Origin of the sequence: Paenibacillus glycanilyticus, assembly GCF_030161375.1 — a bacterium.
Taxonomy (GTDB): domain Bacteria; phylum Bacillota; class Bacilli; order Paenibacillales; family Paenibacillaceae; genus Pristimantibacillus; species Pristimantibacillus glycanilyticus_B.
Genome location: NZ_BSSQ01000013.1, coordinates 46,045 through 67,672 on the forward strand (window position 1 = coordinate 46,045; position 21,628 = coordinate 67,672).

Genomic DNA, 21,628 nt, shown 5'->3' on the forward strand with positions numbered 1-21,628 from the left:
ATGGCTAAGAAACAAGAGGTTGCCTTATTCGGCGGCCTCTTGTTTCTGTTTATACTCGTTAGGCGACATGCCTACTTCTTGTTTGAACACTTTCGCGAAATAGGAATAGTTGGCGTAACCGACCTTCTTCCCGGCGGCGAATACGGACAACTGCGTTGTTCGGAGCAGCTGCTTCGCCGCATCCATGCGGGCTTTAATGACGTAGGTGCCAAGGGATACTCCCGTTTCTTTCTTGAACAAGCGGGCGAGATAATCCGGATGGAGGTAGACGACGTCAGCCAGGCTGAGGCGGGTTAAATCCTCTCCGTAATGCGCGTGTATATATTGCTTGATTTCTTCCGTGACGGATTTGGGCTGTTCGGCAAAGTCGCGGTAGGACATAGCCGTGCGAACCAGATTCCGCAAGTAAGCTTCCATATCTTCCATTGAATTCAACGAGTTGGCAAGCAGCCGTTCATTGGCTTTGCCTTTGTACAGTTGATGGGCTTGAATGCCTTTTGATTTGAGGAAGGCATACACGAGCTGCATCATATCAAGCCGGAACAGGTTCAGAACGGAAGTTGTGCAATGCTTCTGGCGCGCGGGATCATTTAAATGCATAAACATTTCACGCAGCAAATCTTCCGGCAAGTTCCGCTCGAGAAGCTCTTCAAGCCGTACCAGATCAGGCGGGTTATACAACTCGTCAACGGGCTGAATGCCATGCTCCGCAAAAAAGATATGGTTTCGCCTCTTGGCGATATCTTGATTGAGCTGCAGCAATTGCCGGATAACCGGACTAATGGCTTCAAGTCTGCCCTTCATCCCGACAATGCAGCAGGCATCGGATTTCAAAGCACGGTTCGCCTGCAAGATAAACGAGGAGCATAACGAGTCAAGTGTTTGCGAGTCAGGTGCGGCTTTCCATTTTAATACCGCAATCCAATTATGCGCGCTATATTCGAGCACGGTTTCAAGCGTAAATTGCGGATGCTGGAACAGCTCGTACAGGACATTAAGCAAGGCGAAGTCAAACAGGTTTTTTTCTTCCTGTCCCATGCTGCCGTCGTAAGGGTAGAGATTGAGAAGCACGGGCTGGATAAGATCGTTCATGGTATACGATAGATGCTGTTCTTCAACGGCAAGCGAGACGTCCGAGGCTTTGAGCGGAAAGGAGACACTGCCGCTGATCAGCTTGCGCCAGAAATGCTCGAGAATCTTTGCTTGATTGCGTTGCCAATAATAGCCCTCCCGGATTGCTTTTTCCTGTTGCTGCTGTTCTTGTGCGCGTTCGACGGCTTTTCGGATGATGAGCATCAGCTTATCGAATTGAATCGGCTTCAAGAAATATTCAAAGCTGCGCAGCTCAATCGCTTTTTGCGCGTAATTAAAATCTGCGTAGTTGGTTAGAAAAATAGCCTGTACCGGATAATTTTCCTCGCGAATCCACGCTAACAATTCAAGTCCGCTGCCTTGCGGCATTTCGATATCCGATATCAGAATTTGGACCTTGTGGTTCATTAGAATTTCGCGCGATTGAGCGACATTATGAGCGGTAAATACCGACTCGATGCCAAGTGAAGCCCAGTCGATCTTCTTCTCCAGCGCCGTGACCACAAAGTAATCGTCATCTACAACTAATGCGTTCACTTCAGCTCCACTCCATTCTCGTCAGATTTGTCCGAAAGCTTCTGAAGCTCTGGCAGGTAAAGAGTTATGCTAGCACCTCCGCCAATCTGGTTTGCGAATTCCACGAACGCCCGGTTACCGTACAAATAGGCAAGCCGATGCACCGTATTCATAATGCCGATTTGCGTGCCGAGCAACTGGTCAAGCGGTTGTCCTTGCTGCAGCTTCTCTAGAACGTCCGGCGGGAAGCCCGGTCCGTTATCCGTTATCCCGATGACCGTCATGCGCTCGTTGCCCATCAGCTGCAGCTTCACGGTCAGTTCAATCAGCATCTTGTTATCTCTGGATACGGCGTATTTAATGGCATTCTCGATGAAGGTCTGCAGGACCAGCGGCGGAATTGGCGTATCCTTCGTCTGCTCCTCCTGCTCCAACCGATAATGGAACGAGCCTTGGTAGCGGTTCCTCTGAATTTCCAGATAGACGCGCACATGCTCGATTTCGTCCTCCAACCGGACAAAGTCTTGGCCGTTTTGGAAAATGTACCGGAAGTAGACGGAGGTGGATAAGGCCATCTGCTGTATTTCTTCCGTCATATCCATCTGTGCCATGCTGTGGATGGTCGTTAGGCAGTTGAGGAAAAAATGCGGCTTAATTTGCAGCTTCATATAATCCAGCTGAATGCGTTGTTTCTCGATCTCGCGTTCGTAAATATCGATCTTATAGGTTTTAATCTGGTTAACTAGCTGCGCGAACTGCTTGTTGGCTTTCTCGAGTTCAACGATTCTGCTGCCTGCTTGCTCCAGAGGTTCTCCATCCTCCGTCCAAAAAGCGAGATTATACGAGAAGCTCTTGATCGGCTGAAGCACCTTGTTCTTGAAGTACAGCATGATGAAGCTCAAGCTGCAGGCGACAATGACCGCAAGCAGCATGATCAGCAGCTGAACGATCATGATTTTCTCAAACGCGCCGAATTGAATGATGAGCTTGACATAGAAGGCTGCATTATCGAATTCGCCGTTGACCGTCGTCCTGGTCTGAAGGGTATTCAGGATGGAGGCGGTTTTGTGCTCCCGGTCGATATTCAACAGTTGCCCTTTGTTCGAGATGGGACTGGTAACAAGACTGCCATCCTCGGCCCGCAAGGAGGCGTAACCGTTCTCTCCCAGATTAATCTCGCGAAGCGGGAGGATCAGATCGTCGGCGGCAATCAGACAAATCAAATAGGTATCGTGGTAGGGAACCATGTTAACGATATAAAATTTCCCCGCCAGTTGGATCGTCGACCACCTGGAATAGAGCTTCTCGTAAATAACCTTATCTTTGATGTAGACATTAATCTTGCGTTGGAGTTCTTGATATTCCTGGTAGGTAACCCCCATGGGCGCAATGTTGAGCATAAGTTTCTTCTTATTAAGGAAGAGGAAGTAATTATAGTTTCGGTCATAACTTTTCTGAAGCTCAACGAACCGCCGGTATAACGTATCGTTTGCTTTTATGAATTCGGTCTCGTTCGTGCCATGCGCATCCATGATCTTCACATTCTCGTCATTAGCAAGCGTCCAGCCCATGAAATGATTAATGTAGGAGAAGTCGCTGTTAATCCGGTTAATGTACAAATAAGCGGTGTCGCGCAAATCCCGCGCGGACTGCTGCTTAACGATCGTAATCGATGCGAAGCTGATGAGAAAATCCAGGATTAGCGCGGAAAACGAGATAACGAGAATGATTTTGACATAATGCTGAATCGGATATAACTTGTTCTCCGCTTGTTTATTGGCCATATGCTCCTCAACTCCCCGCTAGCCGCCTTTATTGCGCAAATTCCATGTCTGATCATTATAATGCCGCTTTATGAAATTGCAATCGGTTGCAACCCTCAATTCGGCGGAATGTCCGATTAGTGATATGAAAAAGTCCGGATTGTAATTGGTTCAACGTCCCGCTGTAAGGCTTTTGCGCAAATCCGTACGTATTGCGGCGAAATGTCCGGAATGTGCTATCCATGATGTCCAAATCTTAAAGTCGGTATTAAGTATACTAAAGTCATTAAGAAGACAGCAAAGCTAATGCATACGAAGCAAGGAGGTTCAGATTCTTGATAAACAGCTCATCTTCGACCGGTGGCAATCTGCAGCGTCAATGGCAAAGGATCAGCAGGAACTGGGGGTTATACCTGCTCCTCATGCCGGCAGTCGTCCTGCTGCTCTGTTTCACTTATAAACCGATGTACGGTGTTATTATCGCGTTTAAAGACTTCAAGCCGGCGCTTGGCATTATGGATAGTCCGTGGGTAGGGTTCAAATATTTCGAGAAGTTTTTCAACTCCTACCAATTCTCGGTCACGATTAAGAACACGATATTGATCAGCTTGTACAGCTTCGTGACGTTCCCGCTGCCGATTATCTTCGCCATTCTGGTGAATCAGCTTCGGCAAAACCGGTTCAAACGGGTGTTCCAGACGATCACGTATATGCCGCATTTTATTTCGACCATCGTTATTGTTGGCCTGATGATGATCCTGCTGTCGCCCGGGAACGGACTGATCGGCAGCATCTACCGCTTGTTTGGGGCCGAAGCGCCAAACCTGATGGGATCGGCCGGCATGTTCAGCAGCTTGTATGTATGGTCCGACGTGTGGCAGCATACCGGCTGGGATAGCATTATTTATCTTGCGGCTTTGTCCGCGGTAAGTCCAAGCCTGTATGAAGCGGCAACAGTCGACGGGGCAAGCCGTTGGCAAAAAATCCGCTACATCGACATTCCGATGCTGATCCCTACGGCCGTTACGCTGCTGATTCTCCGAATCGGGGGATTGCTTGGCGTCGGCTTCGAGAAAGCGTATCTGCTGCAGAACAACTTGAATATCGCGGGCAGCGAAGTGCTCTCCACGTACGTTTACAAGATTGGCTTGCTCAGCTCGCAGTACAGCTTCTCGGCTGCGATCAATCTATTCAATACGCTCATTAATTTCACGCTGCTCATTCTGGTTAACTGGATATCGAAGAAGTATTCGGAGAACAGTCTCTGGTAGGTTAATGCTTTTGTTGGAAGGAGGAACGACAACTATGGAGGCTGCAACAAATTTAACTCTGCCGACCAAGAAATCGGGCAATGCCGATAAGCTGATGGAGATTCTATTATACATTTGGGCCGTCCTTGTGCTTATCATTGTGTTATACCCGCTATACTTTATTGTTATCGCATCCTTTAGCGATCCGTCGGCTGTCGGAAGCGGGCAAGTGTGGTTGTTTCCGAAAGGGTTTACGCTCGACGGTTATAAGGAATTACTGAATCATTCGAATATATGGATCGGTTACCGGAACACGATTGTTTATACGGTTGTCGGCACCATGATCGGTCTGGTCGTCAACGTATCGGCCGGTTATGCCTTATCGAGAAAGGATCTTGTCGGACGCAAGTTTCTGTCTCTGTTCTTCATCTTTACGATGTTTTTCAACGGCGGTCTGGTGCCGACGTTTCTGACGATTCGCGATTTCCATCTGTATGATACGTTCTTGGTTATGGTATTGCCGTTCTCGGTTGCGGTCTTCGATATCATCGTAGCGCGCACATTCTTTAGGACGGGCATTCCAACCGAATTATGGGAAGCGGCGCAAATTGACGGCTGCGGCAACCTTCGCTTTTATACCCAAATGGTATTGCCGCTCTCGAAGCCTATTATAGCCGTGCTGGCTTTATGGTTTGCGGTAGGACAATGGAATTCGTACTTCAATGCGCTTATCTACTTGCAGAATGAGAACCTGTACCCGCTGCAGCTGGTGTTAAGAGATATTCTCGTCACCAATCAGATGCAAACCGCGCTTGGGACGGGGGAAGCGGCGCAAATCGCGCTGCGGCTGGCCAACCTGCTGCGTTATTCCGTCATTATCGTCGCTACGGTTCCGATTATGTGCATTTACCCGTTTGTGCAAAAGCATTTCAACAAGGGGGTGATGATCGGCGCCGTGAAGGAGTAGCCGTGGCTTGGTTGGAGAAGACATGCACTTATCCTGTTATAAGGGGAGTTTAGAAGATGACAACAACTTCGAAGAAATATACGAGAAAGATGCTGTCCAGCCTCGCTTTAATTTCCGTATTGGGCACAACCGTGCTTGCGGGCTGCAGCAGCGATAAAGATACGAATAATGCGCCTGCTAATAATGGAGGAAACAAGGCGGCAGACAGCAACTTCCATGCGGAAGGAATGCCGATTGTCGATAAACCGGTGACGCTGAATGTGCTGACGATCCGTTGGGGCAATATGGGAGACACGTTCACGAAGAATACTTGGCTTCAGGAGCTGGAGAAAAATTCGAACGTAAAGATCAATTGGCAGGTTATCTCCTCCAGTGACTGGGATGCCCAGAAATCGGTTATGCTCGCAAGCGGCAAGATGCCGGATGTCATCATTGGCGATTTGGCTTTTGGGGACTCCGATATTGTGAACAACCTGAGCATTTTCCGCCCGCTGGACGATTACATTGACAAATATATGCCGAATTTGAAAGCAGCCATGGAAGAGACGCCGGAACTGAAAAAGCTGAGTACGTTCCCGGACGGCAAAATCTATTCGATGCCGGCAAGACTGCCATCGCGTCCCTATTCTTCGGTGCAGCCGGTTATTAACCAAGAATGGCTGGACAAGTTGGGGCTGAAGGTGCCGGATACGCTGGATGAATTGTACGACGTTCTGAAAGCTTTCAAGGAGAAGGATCCAAACGGCAACGGCAAGGCGGATGAAATTCCGTACAGCGACTCGAAGGACATTGATATGAATCTGCTTGCGCCATTTGGCATTACGGATATCCGCGGCAACCATATGGTCATTAAAGACGGCAAGCCGGAATATTTCCCGACCTCGGAAGCTTATAAAAAGGGAATTGCCTGGGCTCATAAATTGTACTCCGAAGGTTTGATTGACAAAGAAACGTTTACCCAGGATGATACGATGCTGACGGCGAAGCGGCAAAATCCGGACGCGTCCCTAGTTGGCTTCTCCTACCAATGGACGCCGGATGCCGTATTTGGCCAGTGGAGCAAGCAATACGAGACGATTGCTCCGATTACCGGCCCGGACGGGAACAAATATCAGGTTGGCGATCCAAACGGCATGAGTTTCCGCCGCAACGAAGTGCTGATCACGACTTCCAATAAACATCCGGAGGTAACTGCACGCTGGGCAGATCAATTCTATACGGGCGAAGCGAGTATCCAGAACTTCTGGGGCGCGATTGGCACGACCATTGAGAAGAACGACGACGGTACGTACACGCTTATGGATCCGCCGGACGGTACAAGCGCTGATGCTTGGTATTGGGATGGTTCCCTGCGCGACTTTGGTCCGAAATACGCAAGCCCGGCGTTCGAGAAGAACATTAAGCTCGAGCCTACGAGCGGCGACGGACTGAAGCTGCAACTCGATAGCCTAGGCAAGGAATACGTGACCACGCCATTCCCGGATGTCATGTACACGATTGAAGAGTATGAAGAGCTGCCTACGCTGCTTACCGATATTGAAAGTTACATTAAAAGCACTCGTGCCCAATGGGTAACAAAGGGCGGCATTGAAGAAGAGTGGGACGCTTACGTGAAGAAGCTCAACGACATGGGGCTTGAGAAGCTGATCAAAATTTACGACGACGCCTACAACCGCTACATGAACATTAAATAACAGCATGGGATTCAGGAGGAACGGAATATGAGCAGCAATCCAAGGGTAACCGTATGGAACGAGAACCGCCATGAGCGGACAAATCCGAAGGCAAAGGAGATTTATCCGGGCGGAATTCATCAGGCGATTGCGCGCTTCTTGACGAAAGCGGGCATGGAAGCGGGAACGGCAACGCTGGATGAACCGGCGCATGGCCTGACGGACGAGAAGCTGGACAATACCGATGTATTGATCTGGTGGGGACATCTTGCCCACGATGAAGTGCAGGATGAGATTGTAAGCAAAGTGCAGCAGCGCGTGCTGGACGGCATGGGACTTATCGTGCTTCACTCCGGTCATTATTCGAAAATATTTAAAGCCTTGATGGGAACAAGCTGCAGCTTGAAGTGGCGCGAAGCCGACGAGAAGGAGCGCCTATGGGTTGTAGCGCCAGGACATCCGATCGCGGAAGGAATCGGCGATTATATCGAGTTGCCGGAAGAGGAAATGTACGGCGAGCACTTCGACATTCCGGCGCCGGATGAGCTGATCTTCACAAGCTGGTTCGAAGGCGGCGAAGTATTCCGCAGCGGCTGCGCTTATACGCGCGGCAACGGCAAAGTATTTTATTTCAGACCCGGTCATGAAACGTATCCAACCTATCATAATCCGCAGATTCAGCGCGTAATTACTAATGCGGTGAAGTGGGCTCAGCCAGTAAAGCGGGAGCTCCCCGTACGCGGTAATGTACAACCGCTTGAGCCGATTGGCGCGAAGGGATAGGTGAGCATAACAATGAAGAGTTATCGAATTGGACTCATTGGTCTTGGCGGCATGTCGCATTCCCACATCCGCTGGATGGCGGAGGAAGGCCGTTACGAGATTGTTGCGGTTAGCGACGTGAATGAAGCGGCTTTGACGGAGAAAGGTGAACAGCTAGGAATTGCAGCCGGCAAAAGATACGGGGATTTCGTGCAGCTGATCGAGGACCCGGACGTGGATGCGGTAGTCTCCGTAACGCCGAATAATGTCCACGCCGATATTGTTCGCGCTTGCCTGAAGGTGGGCAAGCCGTTTCTGGCGGAGAAGCCGTTCACCCGCGTATTCGAGGAAGCGGAAGAGCTGCTGAAGCTGTTTGAACAGCAGCCTATAGACGGTATGGTAGGCTTCAGCTACCGCTATACGCCGGCTTTCCGTTATGCTCGGGAGCTTGTACGGGAAGGAAAGCTGGGCACGGTGCGCAGCTTCTCGCTCCAGTATCTGCAAGGATGGGGTGCGGCGGCTAACCATACACCTTATATTTGGCGGTTCAACAAAGCTATTACCGGCACGGGGACGCTTGGCGACCTTGGTTCGCATATGATCGATATGGCGCGGTTTTTGTTCGGAGAGTTCAAGGAGTTATCGGCTCAGATGCGTACGCTTGTGCCTGAACGTCCGGATCCGGCTACCGGTCAAATGGTGAAGATTGAGGTTGATGACTTCGTAAGCTTCCAGGCACGAATGTCGGGCGATGAGGTTGGCATCTTCCAGTCGTCGCGTAACGCAATCGGCTCGGGCAACCAGCATGAAGTATCGATCTATGGAGATATCGGGACGCTGCATGCTTCAACGCTTAATCCGGACCAGATCGTCTGGATCCGCGAGGAAGCGCCGGGTCAGCTGGCTAAGGCAGTTATTGACGTGCCGGAGCATTGCAAGGTGTCCCAATACGGCGATTTCCTGTCGTTGCTGGACGGCACGGCATCGGAGAGCCTGCCGGGCTTCATGGACGGCTACCGCAATCAAGAGGTGCTCGACGCGGTAATTCGCTCGAGCGAGGAGAAACGTACGATCGATTTGTAATTGTTGTAGGAAACGCCGCGGGAATCTTCCTGCGGCGTTTTTTTTGCGTATACGAGTTTAGGTTTAATACACCCAACTAGGGCGTAATCGATGAAATAAGCTGCACGCACGCTGTGCGGCGACGTTGTACGAAATACAGCATAATCGGAAATTTAGCCCCGTAATTAAAAATATTCCATACAGGATATTTCGTACATCGGCAGAATAAAGGCAAATATACTGCATTCTGTGCAAGGTGGCAGTTTGCTAGCGCGGCAATGACTATGCTTCGTTTATAATTGAAGGAAATAGAAAGCCTGCCATTGGCATGGGAAAGGGGCAGACGTACGTTATGCCGTTTACTATCGTTCGAAATGATATAACCCTTATGCAAGTGGATGCGATTGTTAATGCCGCAAACACGTCGCTTCAGATGGGGGCGGGCGTATGCGGTGCAATCTTCAAAGCTGCTGGCATAAGCGAGCTGCAGGAGGAGTGCGCGGCCATCGGCGGTTGCGAGACCGGAGAGGCCGTCATTACGCAAGGTTATCGGCTGCCTGCTAAACATATCATTCATACGCCTGGTCCAGTCTGGCATGGCGGCGGCAAGGGAGAAGAGGAGTTGCTGCGGAACTGCTATAGCAATTCTCTCGCTCTGGCAGAGCAATACGGCTGCGAATCGATTGCTTTTCCTCTCATCTCTTCAGGTCTATTTGGCTATCCGAAGAATGAAGCTTTGCGTATTGGCTCCTCGGCGATTCAACAGTTTCTTGAGCATCGGGAGATGGATGTTCACCTCGTGGTGTTTGATAAAGAAGCCGTGGAAGTCAGTCAACAAGTGCTTGGTCCCATCGATGCTTATATCGACCAGCATTATGTAGAAGCCAATCTATTGAAGCGTCGCAGCATGCTTAAGGTTGAGCAAGATGCGCTTTTCGAGCAAATGCCTACGGCGGAAATGCACCCTCCTGCGCCATCTGTTGGTGGCTCTTCCATAGCCGGGCTCGATGCGGTAATCGAGCAGCTTGACGAGCCTTTCTCACAGACCTTGCTACGATTGATCGACGCGAAAGGGTGTACGGATGTCGAGATCTACAAACGTGCCAATATGGACCGGAAGTTGTTCTCCAAAATCCGGAGCAATCCTGCTTATATGCCGAGCAAAAAAACCGCTGTTTCGCTTGCTGTCGCTCTCAGGCTCAATCTGGAAGAGACCGAAGATTTGCTGGAGCGCGCAGGTTATGCGTTATCCCGCAGCCAGAAATTTGATGTCATTATAGAATACTTCATTGTGAATGGAAGCTATGATATTTTCGCCATTAATGAAGTTTTGTTTCTTTACGATCAGCCGCTGCTAGGTTCATAAGGCGTTGTGCCTGCGATTGTCGCTTTGAAAGCGACCATGGCGCTGCTGCGAGAAGGTATCCTTTATTCATGAACGAAATGAATGGAGGAACTAAATATGAAAGCAAACTTGACGGAAATCGTATTTATTGTAGACAGAAGCGGGTCGATGAGCGGTCTTGAGGCCGATACCATCGGAGGATATAACGCGATGCTTGCCAAGCAGCAAGCGATGGGCGGCGAAGCGCGTCTGACAACGGTGTTGTTCGACAACCAGTATGAACTGCTGCACGATCGTCTCGATATCAAGGCGGTATCGCCGATGACGGAGAAGGAATATTTTGTTCGCGGCGCTACGGCGCTGCTCGATGCGATTGGCCATACCATTCAGAAGATCGGCAATGCCCAGAAGCATACTTCCGAGCCGTATCGCGCGGATAAAGTGCTCTTCGTTATCACAACGGACGGTATGGAAAATGCCAGCCGCGAATACGATTATGGCAAAATTAAAGCGTTGATCGAGCGGCAAAAAAATGTCTACGGCTGGGAGTTTATTTTTCTTGGCGCCAACATCGATGCCGTAGACGTAGCCGGACGGTTCGGCATCGCCCCGGATCGGGCACAGAACTATCATGCCGATAGCGCGGGGACGCAACTGAATTATGAAGTTGTAGGAGAAGCGATAACCCGGTTCCGGGCGAGCGGAGCATTGGCCGCCAATTGGAACGAAGGGATCCGGGCGGATTACGAGAAGCGCGGCAACAATAGAAACGGTGGGCGCAGAACGATAGTTTAGCGTACGGAATCAAAAAAATAGGCAACCCTGGCATATTGTTGCGAGAGGGTTGCCTATTTTTGCTAGCTTAAGAGTTATACGCGATGCTGTCGGTACTGCCCGTAAGCGCGTTGATATAGACGAGTTTCACGCCTTCAATGCCGGTTACGGGTATTTTGTACGTAAGCTTACCCTCATGAATCTCAAGCTTGGGAGCGCCGGTGGATCGCAAGTTCGGACTAAGCGCCGCGGCAGCTTGCTCTGCGGTCAACTTCGGATGAAGCGTGAAGCTTTTATTGTAGTCTCTAAAATATTCGGTTGCGTCGAATTTGATCAACTCGCCGGTGTTCGGGTCGAAGCGCCATACAACCCTCATTTGAGGTATCGGAACTTGCTCCCTGACCGGGACATAGACGAGCTGAATCGAAGAATCCGTTTGGAGCTTCGTAACAAGCGTCAGCCGTTCATCGGACCAACGTTCCATCCATTCGTCAGCGAGCTCGATGGCTTGTTGCATGTCTAGCGACTGCCCGGAGGTATCGCTTTGTTTGCCTCCGCTCGTAACCCGAATAACATGGCCGCTTTTGCTTAGCGTGATGGTGTAAGGGCTTGTTCTTTTTCCAGTGTCATCCGATAACGTGAAATCCATGACCTCGCCGAAATCGGAGCCAAATCCGCCGGATTTCATATGCACGCTTTGTTTGCCTGGCCCTTTGTTCCAAGCGTTGCCCATGAAGGTTTTGGCTTTAGCCGCCAGTTCCGTTGCCTTATAAGTCGGCTCGCCAACAAACACGGTGCCCTTCTTCGTTGGCGTGTAAGGATTAAGCTTGTACTGGTATTCGTTAAAGTCTTTATTTCCGTAAATAGAAATGCCATCGAGTTTGGATAGCGCAGCCCCCATCTCGTCAGCGAACTGCTGAATTTCCGGAAGAGTGACGCCGTTTGCTTTCATTTGGTTTAGGTAAGGCATAGCTGTACGGGCGAACTTTCGCATCCGATCCATTTGCTCCAATTGATCTGCAAGGAGCTTTGGACCTTGCTCGCTGGCCGGATAGGCTAAGTATCGACTGCTATCTGTTGCAAAGGATTCGTAGGATGGCCAGTATAATTGTAGAAGGTTCATTGTAGCGGATGCATTTGTAAGTTGGCGCATAATGAGGTTCGAGTCATCTATTGCGCCTTCGATAGCCTCCTGCCGTTTATCTGGAGAGTTGGCTGCTAGCGCCTCGGCAAGCTTGTAATCGAAGTCGTTCAAGTACATCGATTGCATTTGAATCCAGTAAATGGCGTTACGATACTGTTGCTTCTCCCATTGCTGGGCATGTTGATGCTCCTTGTAACCGTATACCCCGCCTGCAATGGTCGTTGCGCCGAGCAGAGCGATGATGGATTTGGAGATGAATTTCATATTTAAGTAAGCTCCCGTCTGTACAAGTCTTATCCACTGTAACAAAGTCGGGAATGCCGTTTAAGATGTAAATGTTTCCAAGAGTTGCGGCAGATGAACAAAAATAGAGGTGCAGGGATTAACTCCTGCACCTCTATTTGCTCTTAGAATGGTTGCCTCCATTGTAAGTCTGGCGGATGAGTCTAAGGATTAAGACAACGTATAGCTTAGAAGCGAGCCATTAGCCGCCGGCAGACGGTTCGTTGTTGAATCGTTCGCAATGAAGCCAAGCCGGATCGTGCTGCCTGACGTTAGGCCAAGCGAAGACAGCGGGATGGCTAGTTCGATAACCATGTCATTGCGGACGAATTGGGCTGCGCTGATCGTGGAAGCGAGGCTCCAGGTCCAGCTGTTTCCGGTACCGCTGTAAGCGTAAAGGTTCTGATTCTCCAGCATCGTATCTACGCCGCTTGTTGCCCAGCTCACCGGATTATAGCCGCTTGCCGTGTTGTTGTCGGTGTTGAGGTAGAATTGGCTTTTGGCGTTAAGTCCGCTCCCTTGGATGAGCAAATACAGATTAGATGCGTCGTTTTTCGCTTTAAGAGCGGTGATCGTCCCGCTTGAACTGCCGTTTAGCGCGGTAAATGCAGACCAATCGCTTGCATTGCCGTCGATCGTAATCGTAGTAGCTGCTTGCGGTGTTGCGCTGACGGCGGACGATTTGGCCGATTCATTGCCGCTTGTATCAACGGCGCTGACCTGGAAGGAATACGAAGTTCCGTTCGTCAGTCCTGCTGCCGTATAGGCCGTGCCTGATACAGGGGACGTATTTAACTTCGTTGTTCCCCGGTACACGTTATAGCCCTGTAGGTCGGAATCCGCGTTGGCGGACCAGGACAAGGTAACCTGCGCATTCCCGGCGGAAGCGGTTAATCCAGCCGGAACCGAAGGTGGTGTCGTATCCGGCGTAGTTCCTCCGCCGCCGGTTCCGCTGCTGCCAAGCGTATAACTCGGCAATATACCGCCGGTTCCAGGCAGCCGGTTCACCGCGGAGTCGTTACTAATATAACCGGCGCGGATGGTGTTTCCGTTCGCAAGATTAAGGGTGCTGAGCGGAATGGACAGCTCAACGACATTATTGTTGCGTTGGAATTCGGACGCGCTGAGCGTACGGGCCGACGTCCACGACCAGCCTGCTCCCGTATTCCGGTATACGATGTTATTTTCGATCATGTACTCGGCCCCGCTTTCCGCGCCGGAAGTGTTCCAGCCGGCAGCGTTATAACCGGTTAAGCGGTTATTGTCGGTATCGAGGAACAGCTGGCCCTTAACATTCAAGTTATTGCCTTGCACCAGCAGATACAGTTGGCTCTCCGTATTGGAAGCTTTTAGAGTTTGCACATCGGAAGTACCGGTTGCAAAGGCGGTTATACCGCTCCAATCCGATGCTGATCCATCGATGGTTATTGTCGTTGTGGTGGAACCCGTTGGCGTTGCAGAGACGGCGGAACTTAGCGGAGATTCCAGTCCTGCGCTGTTTACGGCTGACACTTGGAAGCTGTAGGCTGTGCCGTTAGTTAACCCCGTGTTCGTGTAGGTTGTTCCAGTGATTTTGGCACTGTTTACCTTCACTCCGTTCCGGTACACGTTGTAACCGGAAACGCCGGAGCTGGCGGTCCAGTTGAGCGCAACTTGCCCGTTCCCGGCAGTAGCGGCTAGGCCCGTAGGAGCCGCCGGTGCGACAGGGGCTGCAGGCGTCACGGATACGGTGGAGCTTAGAGCGGATTGGACGCCATTCGTATTCACCGCGGCAACTTGGAAGCTGTAGTTAGTGCCGTTCGTCAGTCCCGTTGCCGTGTAGGAAGAAGTCGTAATAAGCGAGCTGTTGATTTTGGTTCCGCCCCGGTAGACGTTATAACCTGCCAGATTGGACTCGGAGTTCGGACTCCAACTTAAGCTTGCTTGCCCGTTGCCCGCCGCGGCGGACAGTCCGGTTGGCGCGCCAGGTACGGCAGGTGCGCCGGGGACGGTGAATTTCACCGATGAGCCGCCAAAGTTGGCTGTCCGGAACCACATCCAGATTTCTTGGCCAGCCATCGTGCCGTCAAAAATATAATCCGCATCAAACATCAGCTCCACCGAGTTGCCCGACTGCTTCGCCTGCACCGGCCAGCCGTTATTGCTGATGGTCGTCGTAGGGAACTTGAATACGTCGGCCTGCCCGCTGACATGCGGAGCGAGATACACTTTGTTCATGTTCTCGAAATAGATGCGGGAGTCCGGGGTAATCGGCCAAGCTACGCCTTGCCAGCCGGTTGCTCCTTTTTTGTCATAATCGAAGTAGAGCATTTCGCCTTGCATGTTTAAGGCCGATAAGGAGTCAATCTTCATGAGGAACTTGTCGCCGGCGAACTTGGCATACACCTTGGTGATGCCTTTGGCATTGCTGCCTGCCGGATCGCTGTAGATTGGCGTTTCGCTGGACCAATCCGCGAATTGGCCGTCGATGTTAAACCCGCCGTGCAAGTCGGTTGGGTGCATGCCGGCGAGATTGGCGGAAGGCTGCCCGCTGGCGTCCAGCCAGTTCTTCGCGTCGTGGTACATGGTGGCGAAGTGGGTTGCGCCGCTCACGTCGTAGCCCATATAACCGCTGTTGTTGACGATTTCGTTCATCCACTTGTTCGTGCTGGCGGAAGGAATGGTAAAGTCGCAGATAATGACGTTGAAGCCGTCCGGCTGATTGGCCTGCGCATTCATGTAGTCTTTCCAGAAGCCTCCGAAGTTGTCTCGGCTGCGGTAAGTAGGGGAGGAGGAGTTCGTATTCCAGTTGTCCAAGAATGCCGGATTCTCGTCATAGAATTTGGAGCCTGAAGTGATGTAGGGGTTGTAATACCAGGATTCCGTCAGAAAAACATTAATCGCATGCCGATAGCGCTCGGCGAATTGGGAGGTGCCTTCGTCCGGGTTGAAATACCAGTAGCCCCGGTTGGCGGCGACGATCTTGGTTGGGTCAACGGCTTTTACCGCTTCAACCAGCTCGACCATCCCTTTGGCCGTAAAACCGAAGTTGCCGCGTGGTCCCCAGGAGGTTGTTGGGCCGGCGCCGCCGATCGGGTCGGGCGTATCGACCGTATCGAGAAACACGCCGTCATACCCCGCATCATGCTCCAGCTTGTCGGTCATGAAGGTAATCAGCTTTTTCCACGTTGGATCTCCGCCGTTAATATATCCTCCGCCATAGGTCTTGTTCTTGTCCGGGACGCCGTCGCCGGTCTTCCAATATCCCCCGTACATATAACGGATGTCGTTCACCCATGTTCCTTGTTGATCCAAATACCAAGGCATGAGACCGTTATTGCCCCAGCTGAGCAGATTGCCTGTTGAGGAATAATCGTCAGCGATGGAAATGCCCGCGTAGCTGTTGTATCCGGAGTTGTAAGTGCCGTCCGGCGCCACTCCGCCTTCCACGTTTATGTAATTGCCCGAGCTGTTATAGTTCCAAGGGTTTGGACCGTGCAGCGGACCGCTTGGACCGCTATAATTCGCGGGCAAAAGGCCAACGTCCTTGCCGTTTTGGATGGTCATGTCGCCGGTAAAGCCCGTGAATACGCTCGATGTAGCCAGTTCGCCGACCGACATGTAAGCCAGTACGATTACATCGTCGGCCGTACCTAGGATCCCGTCTACGCCTCGCTTAACTTCATTCACTTGATTAGGGGTAAACGTTTCGAAATAGAACTGGTTCTTCGCTACGTTAATAATGCGGATGGTTGGTTCAAGAACGACAAGATCGTACGTTTTCAGGCTATCCAGCTGCGTCTGGGTGGCGGTGTTGGTGCCGTACCAGATCATTACCCGGCTATACGCGTTAAGTCCGGGCACCTTTCCGTAGAGCGGGTCTTTTCCGATTGCGGCATGCGCTGCCGGGGTAAGCCCGGGTGCTTTGAAGGTTGGGAACAAGAGCAGAAGCACAAGTGATGCAGTGAGCATTCGTCTGGCCAAACGGTAGAAGGCTGTAGGCAAAATATTCACTCCCTTTTCTTTGTCATTCTTTGCTTGATTCAAAACCTCGAATATTCACCACCTTAATTCCAATAAAATTTGGCGCAAATTTTATGCGCAAACCGTTTCGTTTTACATAAAATCAATGCGCCAACGACGCCATTATAATCCAGTGTTTATACGAATACAACAACAAAATTGTTAGCTGCTTAATAAGACAAACTCTTTAAGAAAAGGATTAATGAGATAAATAATTTACATAGAAAACAAGAATAAATCATTTTTATTTGCGGCAAATATAAATAAATATTTTCCTAAATTATATTGAATTTTGCGTAAACATTTACTAGAATGGGTGACAATAAGCGTCTGTGCTTAAATACAAACAAGGAGGCTGTTCCGGCAATAGGGTTGTGCATGGTTCAGGGGGAGTTCATCCAGATATCGCATCGAGGGTAAAAACCGCATGGGAAGGGATGGAGAAACGATGGACAGAAACGGGTCGATGGGAAAAAAAGCCGCGTTTGCCGCGTTGGCGCTTATTATGGGAGCGCTGCCGGGTGCCGGGATGCCGCTTGCGGCGGCTGCGGAGCCGAATACGGGGAATGCCGCTTTGTACGGCAATTTCGAGGATTGGGATAGCGGAGCTGCGAATCAGGCTGCCTGGTCTAACCGAATGGATCTGATTAAGGCGGTTAATCGCGACGGCAAGCTGTATGTAATGGCCAGCGGACAGGAGATGGACCGCTTGAGGACGTTGTACTTAAATGCGGACAACGATTCGTCGACAGGCGCGAATCTCGCGGGATGGAAAGACTCTGCGGGGATTGATTACAAAATTATAGACCGTGACGTTTACGCGTTCGAGAGCGGGGAATGGGTGAAGCGGGGGCAAGCGCTGCTTCATGACAGCAATAACGCGGTTGAATACGAGATTGATCTCGCTTCGCTCCCAGGTGCCAATCCTGCCGGTAAAATCAAGGTTGGTTTGCAATCTGACGGCGCAATGCTGCCGGAGCCCGGCGAGTTGATGGTATCGGTGTTGCCGTCTTCATCCGGAGGAGCGGCGCAGGAAGCTCCGGCCGCACCGGCTGATCTGGCGATTGACGGCAACGGCGGGGAATGGGCGGACGTGCCGGAGCTGCTTAGCAGCACGGACGGTACAACTACGGTGAAGTACGCGGTATCGGCAGGCTCTTTGGATGTTCTTATCCAAGGGCGCATCGATAATGGCGAATTTCCCGATTTGTGGGAGCATCTTCTGATCGATGTCGACCGCAAGCCGCAAACCGGCAATGCGATGTGGGCTTGGGCCAGCACGCTTGGTTCGGAATATCTCGTACAATCCGGGCTTCTCTATGAGGCGAATGGAAGCGGCGGCTGGCAGGAAGCGGCAACCGGGCTCCGTTATGAGCGCGCCGGGACGGGCGATGCCAAAACGATTGAATGGAGTTTGCCTCTTGCCGATTTGCATGCAGGCGACGCGAAGTCCGTGCATCTTGCTTTTCTGAGCAATAATTACGCTATGCCCGACGCGTCCGGCGATCCCGCGGAAATCAGTCTTGTGGCAAAAACGCCGATAGAGGTGGATGGCCAAACGGCGGATTGGGCGGACATTCAACCGCTTACGGTTACCGCCGACGGAAAAACGACGGTAAAAACCTATGTGGCGGACGGTCAACTATATGCCCTTATAGACGGTCAAATCGATAATGCCGAATTTCCGAACTTATGGGAGCATTTATTCCTCGATATAGATAAAAATCCTTCAACCGGTACGTCCAGTTGGGCTTGGGCCGGCAAGCTCGGGGCGGAATATTTGGTCCAGACCGCCATATTGTATGCGGCAAACGGAAGCGGCGGCTGGGATCAGACGGATACGGTATTTCCTTATGTCAGCACGGGAACCGGCGATCAGAAGGTGATTGAGTGGTCGGTGCCGCTCAGCGAGCTGGGGATCACGGATGAACAGTCTATCCATGCCGGATTTCTTAGCAACAGCTATGCCTCCCCGGATGCAAGCGGCGACCCCGCGGTAATTTCTCTTCGCAGCAGCGGTTCCGTTATTAGCGTTGACGGCGATGCTAGTGACTGGGCCGATGTTGAGGTTGGCGCTGCCGCAAGCGGATCTTCCTATCTGCTTGATGCGGTAGAGGATGAGCAAAAACTATATATCCGCGTAAAGGGGCAAAACCTTGATTTGCGCAGCGTTTATTATTTGGATACGGACGGTGATTCCGCTACCGGCGCGGCGGCTGGTTTGTGGGCGGAAGAAGGCTTCGATTACAAAATCGACCGCGGAAGCTTGTACGCCTACCGGGAACAGGACGGGTCTTGGGAACAGAAGGGCCCTGTTTATTTAGGGGTAACGGATAACGCCGTCGAAATCAACGTTTATCTCGATGAATTGGGACTCGAAGCTCCGGCTCCGGTCAAGCTTGGTTACATAAACCGAGACATGCTGCAGCTGCCCGTGGGGAATGTTCAACCTTTAACGGTGAACCAAACGGTATCCACTCATGAAGCATCCGGCGTATTCTATCCTCGTCAAAGCTTCGAGCTGCTGAACAATCCTTATATGGGCTGGGTTGCTTGGGCAAAAGATTCGTCGAAGCCGGACGGGACGCCTTATCCGCAGCAGCATAGCCTCGTGTATGCGGGTATTTCGTGGCGCGAATTGGAGCCTGTGAAGGGCCAGTTCGACTGGGATGCCATTGAGCGGAAGTATCAATTCGATTATTGGGCATCCCAAGGCAAGCGGATTAATCTGCGTATCGTCATGGATACGCCAACCTCGGATCCGGCGCATAAGGATATTCCGGATTGGCTGTACGATGAGCTTGCGGCAGAAGGAGATGCCGGCACCTGGTACGATACGCAGGAAGTGGGTTCCGGCTTCAGTCCGAACTATAATAGCGCTACCTTGCTTGCCGAGCATGAGCGGATGATTGCCAAGGTTGCCGAACGTTACGATACGGATGAGCGCATTGCCTACGTTCAGCTGGGCAGTCTGGGACATTGGGGAGAATGGCATACCTGGCCAAGCGGCTCCGGCGTATTTCCGAAGTTAAGTGTCTCGGATCAATATGTCGGGCATTATCTCGAGGCGTTCACCCATAAGCAGATTGGCATGCGCAAACCGTTCCCGATCGCAAGCGAAGAGCGCACGGGATTGTTTAACGATGTGTTTGGCATCAAATCCAGCACGGATGAATGGATCGGCTGGACGCGTAACGGCTGGGCTGGCATTGGAGAGTCCGTTGACAACCCGGCGGATGCCGCTGCCGAGCAGGCTGCGTCGGTGATGCCGGACTTCTGGAAATATGCTTACTCCGGCGGCGAATTCGCGAATGGTAATCCGGAGAGCTGGTTGACGGATGACGCCATCATGGAGTCGCTGCGCCAAATGAGGGAAAGCCATACTTCATGGCTTGGGCCTTCTTCGCCGGCGCGTACCGCCTATGGAACCGACATCCAATCGAACATCGAAACGATGCACAAAATGATGGGTTACCGCTACGTGATCGAAGCGGTTAAACCTGCAGGGATGGCTGCACGCGGCACGTCCGTTGCCGTAGAGACGGTGCTGAACAACAAAGGCGTAGCGCCGTTTTATCAGGATTGGAAGCTGGAGTACAGTCTGGCCGATGCCAATGGAACGATTGTTTATAAGCAGCAGCAAGATACCGATCTGCGTACCATCCTGCCGGGCAGGCATGTGCTTAGCAATCATCTTGATGTGCCTGGAACGCTGGCTCCCGGCAGCTACAAGCTGCTTATTGCCGTAATAGATCCGGCAACGAATGCGCCGGGGATGAAGCTTGCGATCGAGGGCGAACGTTCGGATGGCCGTTACGAGGTTGGGCATCTGACGGTGTCCGGTTCATCGAGCAGCGGTAATAGCGGGATGCCTTCCGTTCCTGAAGAGAGCAAGGTTCAGCGAGTAGATCTACCTGTGCTCGCAAGCGGGAATGTTGCCATTGCCTTGCAAGCAGGTAAGCAAAGCATAGAGTTGCCGCTTCAAGCAGCGGCTTTGGCAGGCAATCCGGCGATCGTCGTTACGAGCGGGGAGATGAGCTGGGAAGTACCGGGCGAGTTGCTGGCGAAAGCGAAGGAGAAGGCTGGCAGCGGAGCTGCTTATCTGTCTATCTCTATAGCAGGAAGCGATGCGGACCTGGCCGCTTATGCGGAGACAAGGAATACCCATGCAAGCGGCGTTGGGAAGGCCTTTGCTTTTGGACTGTCGGTGAAGACATCCGCAGGGGAGGTTGCGATTGATTTTGCCGCAAATCCGATTCTGTTGTCGGTGAAAGTGAAGGAACAGGATGCTGCGCTAATTAATCTTTACGGGCTGCAAAGCGGACAGCTGAAGGCTTCTCCGGCGGTATTCCGTAGCGGCGTTTTGACGGCGCGAATCCCGTTTGCGGGGAGCTATCAATGGCTGCATGTTGTGAAGAGTTTTGCCGATGTGCCTGGCAGTCATTGGGCAGCCGGAGCGATTCAAGCTCTCGCGGCCAAACAGATTATGAACGGCGTTGACGGTGAGCGGTTTGCGCCGAACCGTGCGGTTACGCGCGCGGAATTTGCGGCCATGCTGGCAAGACTGCCCGGTGTGGGAATGAGCGTAGGAAGTGGCGCGGCATTGCCCTTCAAAGACGTGCCGGGCGATGCTTGGTACGCGCGGGAGCTTGCCGAGGTGCTGGCTGCCGGGCTGGTTAATGGCTATGGCGATACGTTCAAGCCTGGAGCGGGAATTACGCGGGAAGAGCTTGCGGCGCTAGCGGTCCGTGCAGTTGAGAAGGCCGCGGTTGAAACGGGCGTCGCTCTGGCTCCGTCAGGTGAAGGAGGCGGTTATATCGATGAGCGCAACATCAGCGGCTGGGCGGAGGATAGCGTGAGCAAAGCCCGTCAGCTTGGACTCTTGATTGGCGATAAGGACGGCAGCTTCCGTCCTCAGGAAAGCGTGTCCCGCGCGGAAGCCGCTGTTCTGGTCATCCGTTTGCTTGATTTGCTATTGAAGTAGATCGTCGCGTCG

Annotated in this window: 12 protein-coding genes; 8 read left to right on the forward strand and 4 right to left on the reverse strand. The window is 51.8% G+C overall.

Translation table 11 applies throughout. From position 1 onward, the window contains the following. Positions 1–24: 24 nt before the first annotated feature. Positions 25–1,629 (reverse strand): response regulator transcription factor, encoded by a 1,605-nt coding sequence (locus QQK89_RS14855; RefSeq protein ID WP_284239351.1) that lies wholly within the window; start codon positions 1,627–1,629, stop codon positions 25–27. Beyond that, on the reverse strand, positions 1,626–3,392 hold the full coding sequence (locus tag QQK89_RS14860; protein ID WP_284239352.1) for a sensor histidine kinase: 1,767 nt from the start codon (positions 3,390–3,392) through the stop codon (positions 1,626–1,628). Before QQK89_RS14860 ends, QQK89_RS14855 begins: the two co-directional genes overlap by 4 nt. A 314-nt stretch (positions 3,393–3,706) precedes the next feature. On the opposite strand from QQK89_RS14860, the gene QQK89_RS14865 reads away from it, so the two are divergent. The 7 genes from QQK89_RS14865 to QQK89_RS14895 all read left to right on the forward strand — a co-directional run bounded on the left by QQK89_RS14865 (position 3,707) and on the right by QQK89_RS14895 (position 11,225). Further along, positions 3,707–4,642 carry an ABC transporter permease gene (locus QQK89_RS14865; RefSeq protein ID WP_434481689.1) on the forward strand — a complete coding sequence of 312 codons (936 nt, stop codon included), beginning with the start codon at positions 3,707–3,709 and terminating at the stop codon, positions 4,640–4,642. 34 nt (positions 4,643–4,676) lie between these two features. Further along, entirely contained in the window at positions 4,677–5,588 is a 912-nt protein-coding gene (locus QQK89_RS14870; RefSeq protein WP_284239353.1) for a carbohydrate ABC transporter permease, read from the forward strand. A gap of 56 nt (positions 5,589–5,644) precedes the next feature. Further along, positions 5,645–7,282 (forward strand): extracellular solute-binding protein, encoded by a 1,638-nt coding sequence (locus QQK89_RS14875; RefSeq protein ID WP_284239354.1) that lies wholly within the window; start codon positions 5,645–5,647, stop codon positions 7,280–7,282. Positions 7,283–7,309: 27 nt separating this feature from the next. Next, on the forward strand, positions 7,310–8,044 hold the full coding sequence (locus tag QQK89_RS14880; RefSeq protein WP_284239355.1) for a ThuA domain-containing protein: 735 nt from the start codon (positions 7,310–7,312) through the stop codon (positions 8,042–8,044). Between the two features lie 12 nt (positions 8,045–8,056). After that, a complete protein-coding gene (locus QQK89_RS14885) occupies positions 8,057–9,106 on the forward strand; it encodes a Gfo/Idh/MocA family protein (RefSeq protein WP_284239356.1) in 1,050 nt (349 codons plus the stop codon). Positions 9,107–9,437: 331 nt separating this feature from the next. Further along, positions 9,438–10,451 carry a macro domain-containing protein gene (locus QQK89_RS14890; protein WP_284239357.1) on the forward strand — a complete coding sequence of 338 codons (1,014 nt, stop codon included), beginning with the start codon at positions 9,438–9,440 and terminating at the stop codon, positions 10,449–10,451. 96 nt (positions 10,452–10,547) lie between these two features. Continuing rightward, the gene (locus tag QQK89_RS14895; RefSeq protein WP_284239358.1) at positions 10,548–11,225 is read left to right on the forward strand and encodes a vWA domain-containing protein; all 678 of its coding nucleotides are present in this window, start codon (positions 10,548–10,550) and stop codon (positions 11,223–11,225) included. 67 nt (positions 11,226–11,292) lie between these two features. On the opposite strand, the gene QQK89_RS14900 is transcribed toward QQK89_RS14895, so the two are convergent. Both QQK89_RS14900 and QQK89_RS14905 read right to left on the reverse strand, forming a co-directional pair. Continuing rightward, positions 11,293–12,612 carry a PepSY1/2 domain-containing protein gene (locus QQK89_RS14900; protein WP_284239359.1) on the reverse strand — a complete coding sequence of 440 codons (1,320 nt, stop codon included), beginning with the start codon at positions 12,610–12,612 and terminating at the stop codon, positions 11,293–11,295. A 189-nt stretch (positions 12,613–12,801) separates the two neighbouring features. Further along, the gene (locus tag QQK89_RS14905) at positions 12,802–16,614 is read right to left on the reverse strand and encodes a fibronectin type III domain-containing protein (protein ID WP_284239360.1); all 3,813 of its coding nucleotides are present in this window, start codon (positions 16,612–16,614) and stop codon (positions 12,802–12,804) included. 466 nt (positions 16,615–17,080) lie between these two features. Between QQK89_RS14905 and QQK89_RS14910 the strand changes: the two genes are divergently transcribed. Further along, complete coding sequence (locus QQK89_RS14910) at positions 17,081–21,616, forward strand: S-layer homology domain-containing protein (RefSeq protein ID WP_284239361.1); 4,536 nt, start codon at positions 17,081–17,083, stop codon at positions 21,614–21,616. Positions 21,617–21,628: the final 12 nt, after the last annotated feature.

What these genes read in the sequence shown, in the direction of transcription:
- QQK89_RS14895 (WP_284239358.1), top strand. Translation starts at nt 10,548, where the DNA reads ATGAAAGCAAACTTGACGGAAATCGTATTTATTGTAGACAGAAGCGGG.
- QQK89_RS14910 (WP_284239361.1), top strand. Translation starts at nt 17,081, where the DNA reads ATGGACAGAAACGGGTCGATGGGAAAAAAAGCCGCGTTTGCCGCGTTG.
- QQK89_RS14890 (WP_284239357.1), top strand. Translation starts at nt 9,438, where the DNA reads ATGCCGTTTACTATCGTTCGAAATGATATAACCCTTATGCAAGTGGAT.
- QQK89_RS14875 (WP_284239354.1), top strand. Translation starts at nt 5,645, where the DNA reads ATGACAACAACTTCGAAGAAATATACGAGAAAGATGCTGTCCAGCCTC.
- QQK89_RS14860 (WP_284239352.1), bottom strand. Translation starts at nt 3,392, where the DNA reads ATGGCCAATAAACAAGCGGAGAACAAGTTATATCCGATTCAGCATTAT.
- QQK89_RS14885 (WP_284239356.1), top strand. Translation starts at nt 8,057, where the DNA reads ATGAAGAGTTATCGAATTGGACTCATTGGTCTTGGCGGCATGTCGCAT.
- QQK89_RS14900 (WP_284239359.1), bottom strand. Translation starts at nt 12,612, where the DNA reads ATGAAATTCATCTCCAAATCCATCATCGCTCTGCTCGGCGCAACGACC.
- QQK89_RS14880 (WP_284239355.1), top strand. Translation starts at nt 7,310, where the DNA reads ATGAGCAGCAATCCAAGGGTAACCGTATGGAACGAGAACCGCCATGAG.
- QQK89_RS14870 (WP_284239353.1), top strand. Translation starts at nt 4,677, where the DNA reads ATGGAGGCTGCAACAAATTTAACTCTGCCGACCAAGAAATCGGGCAAT.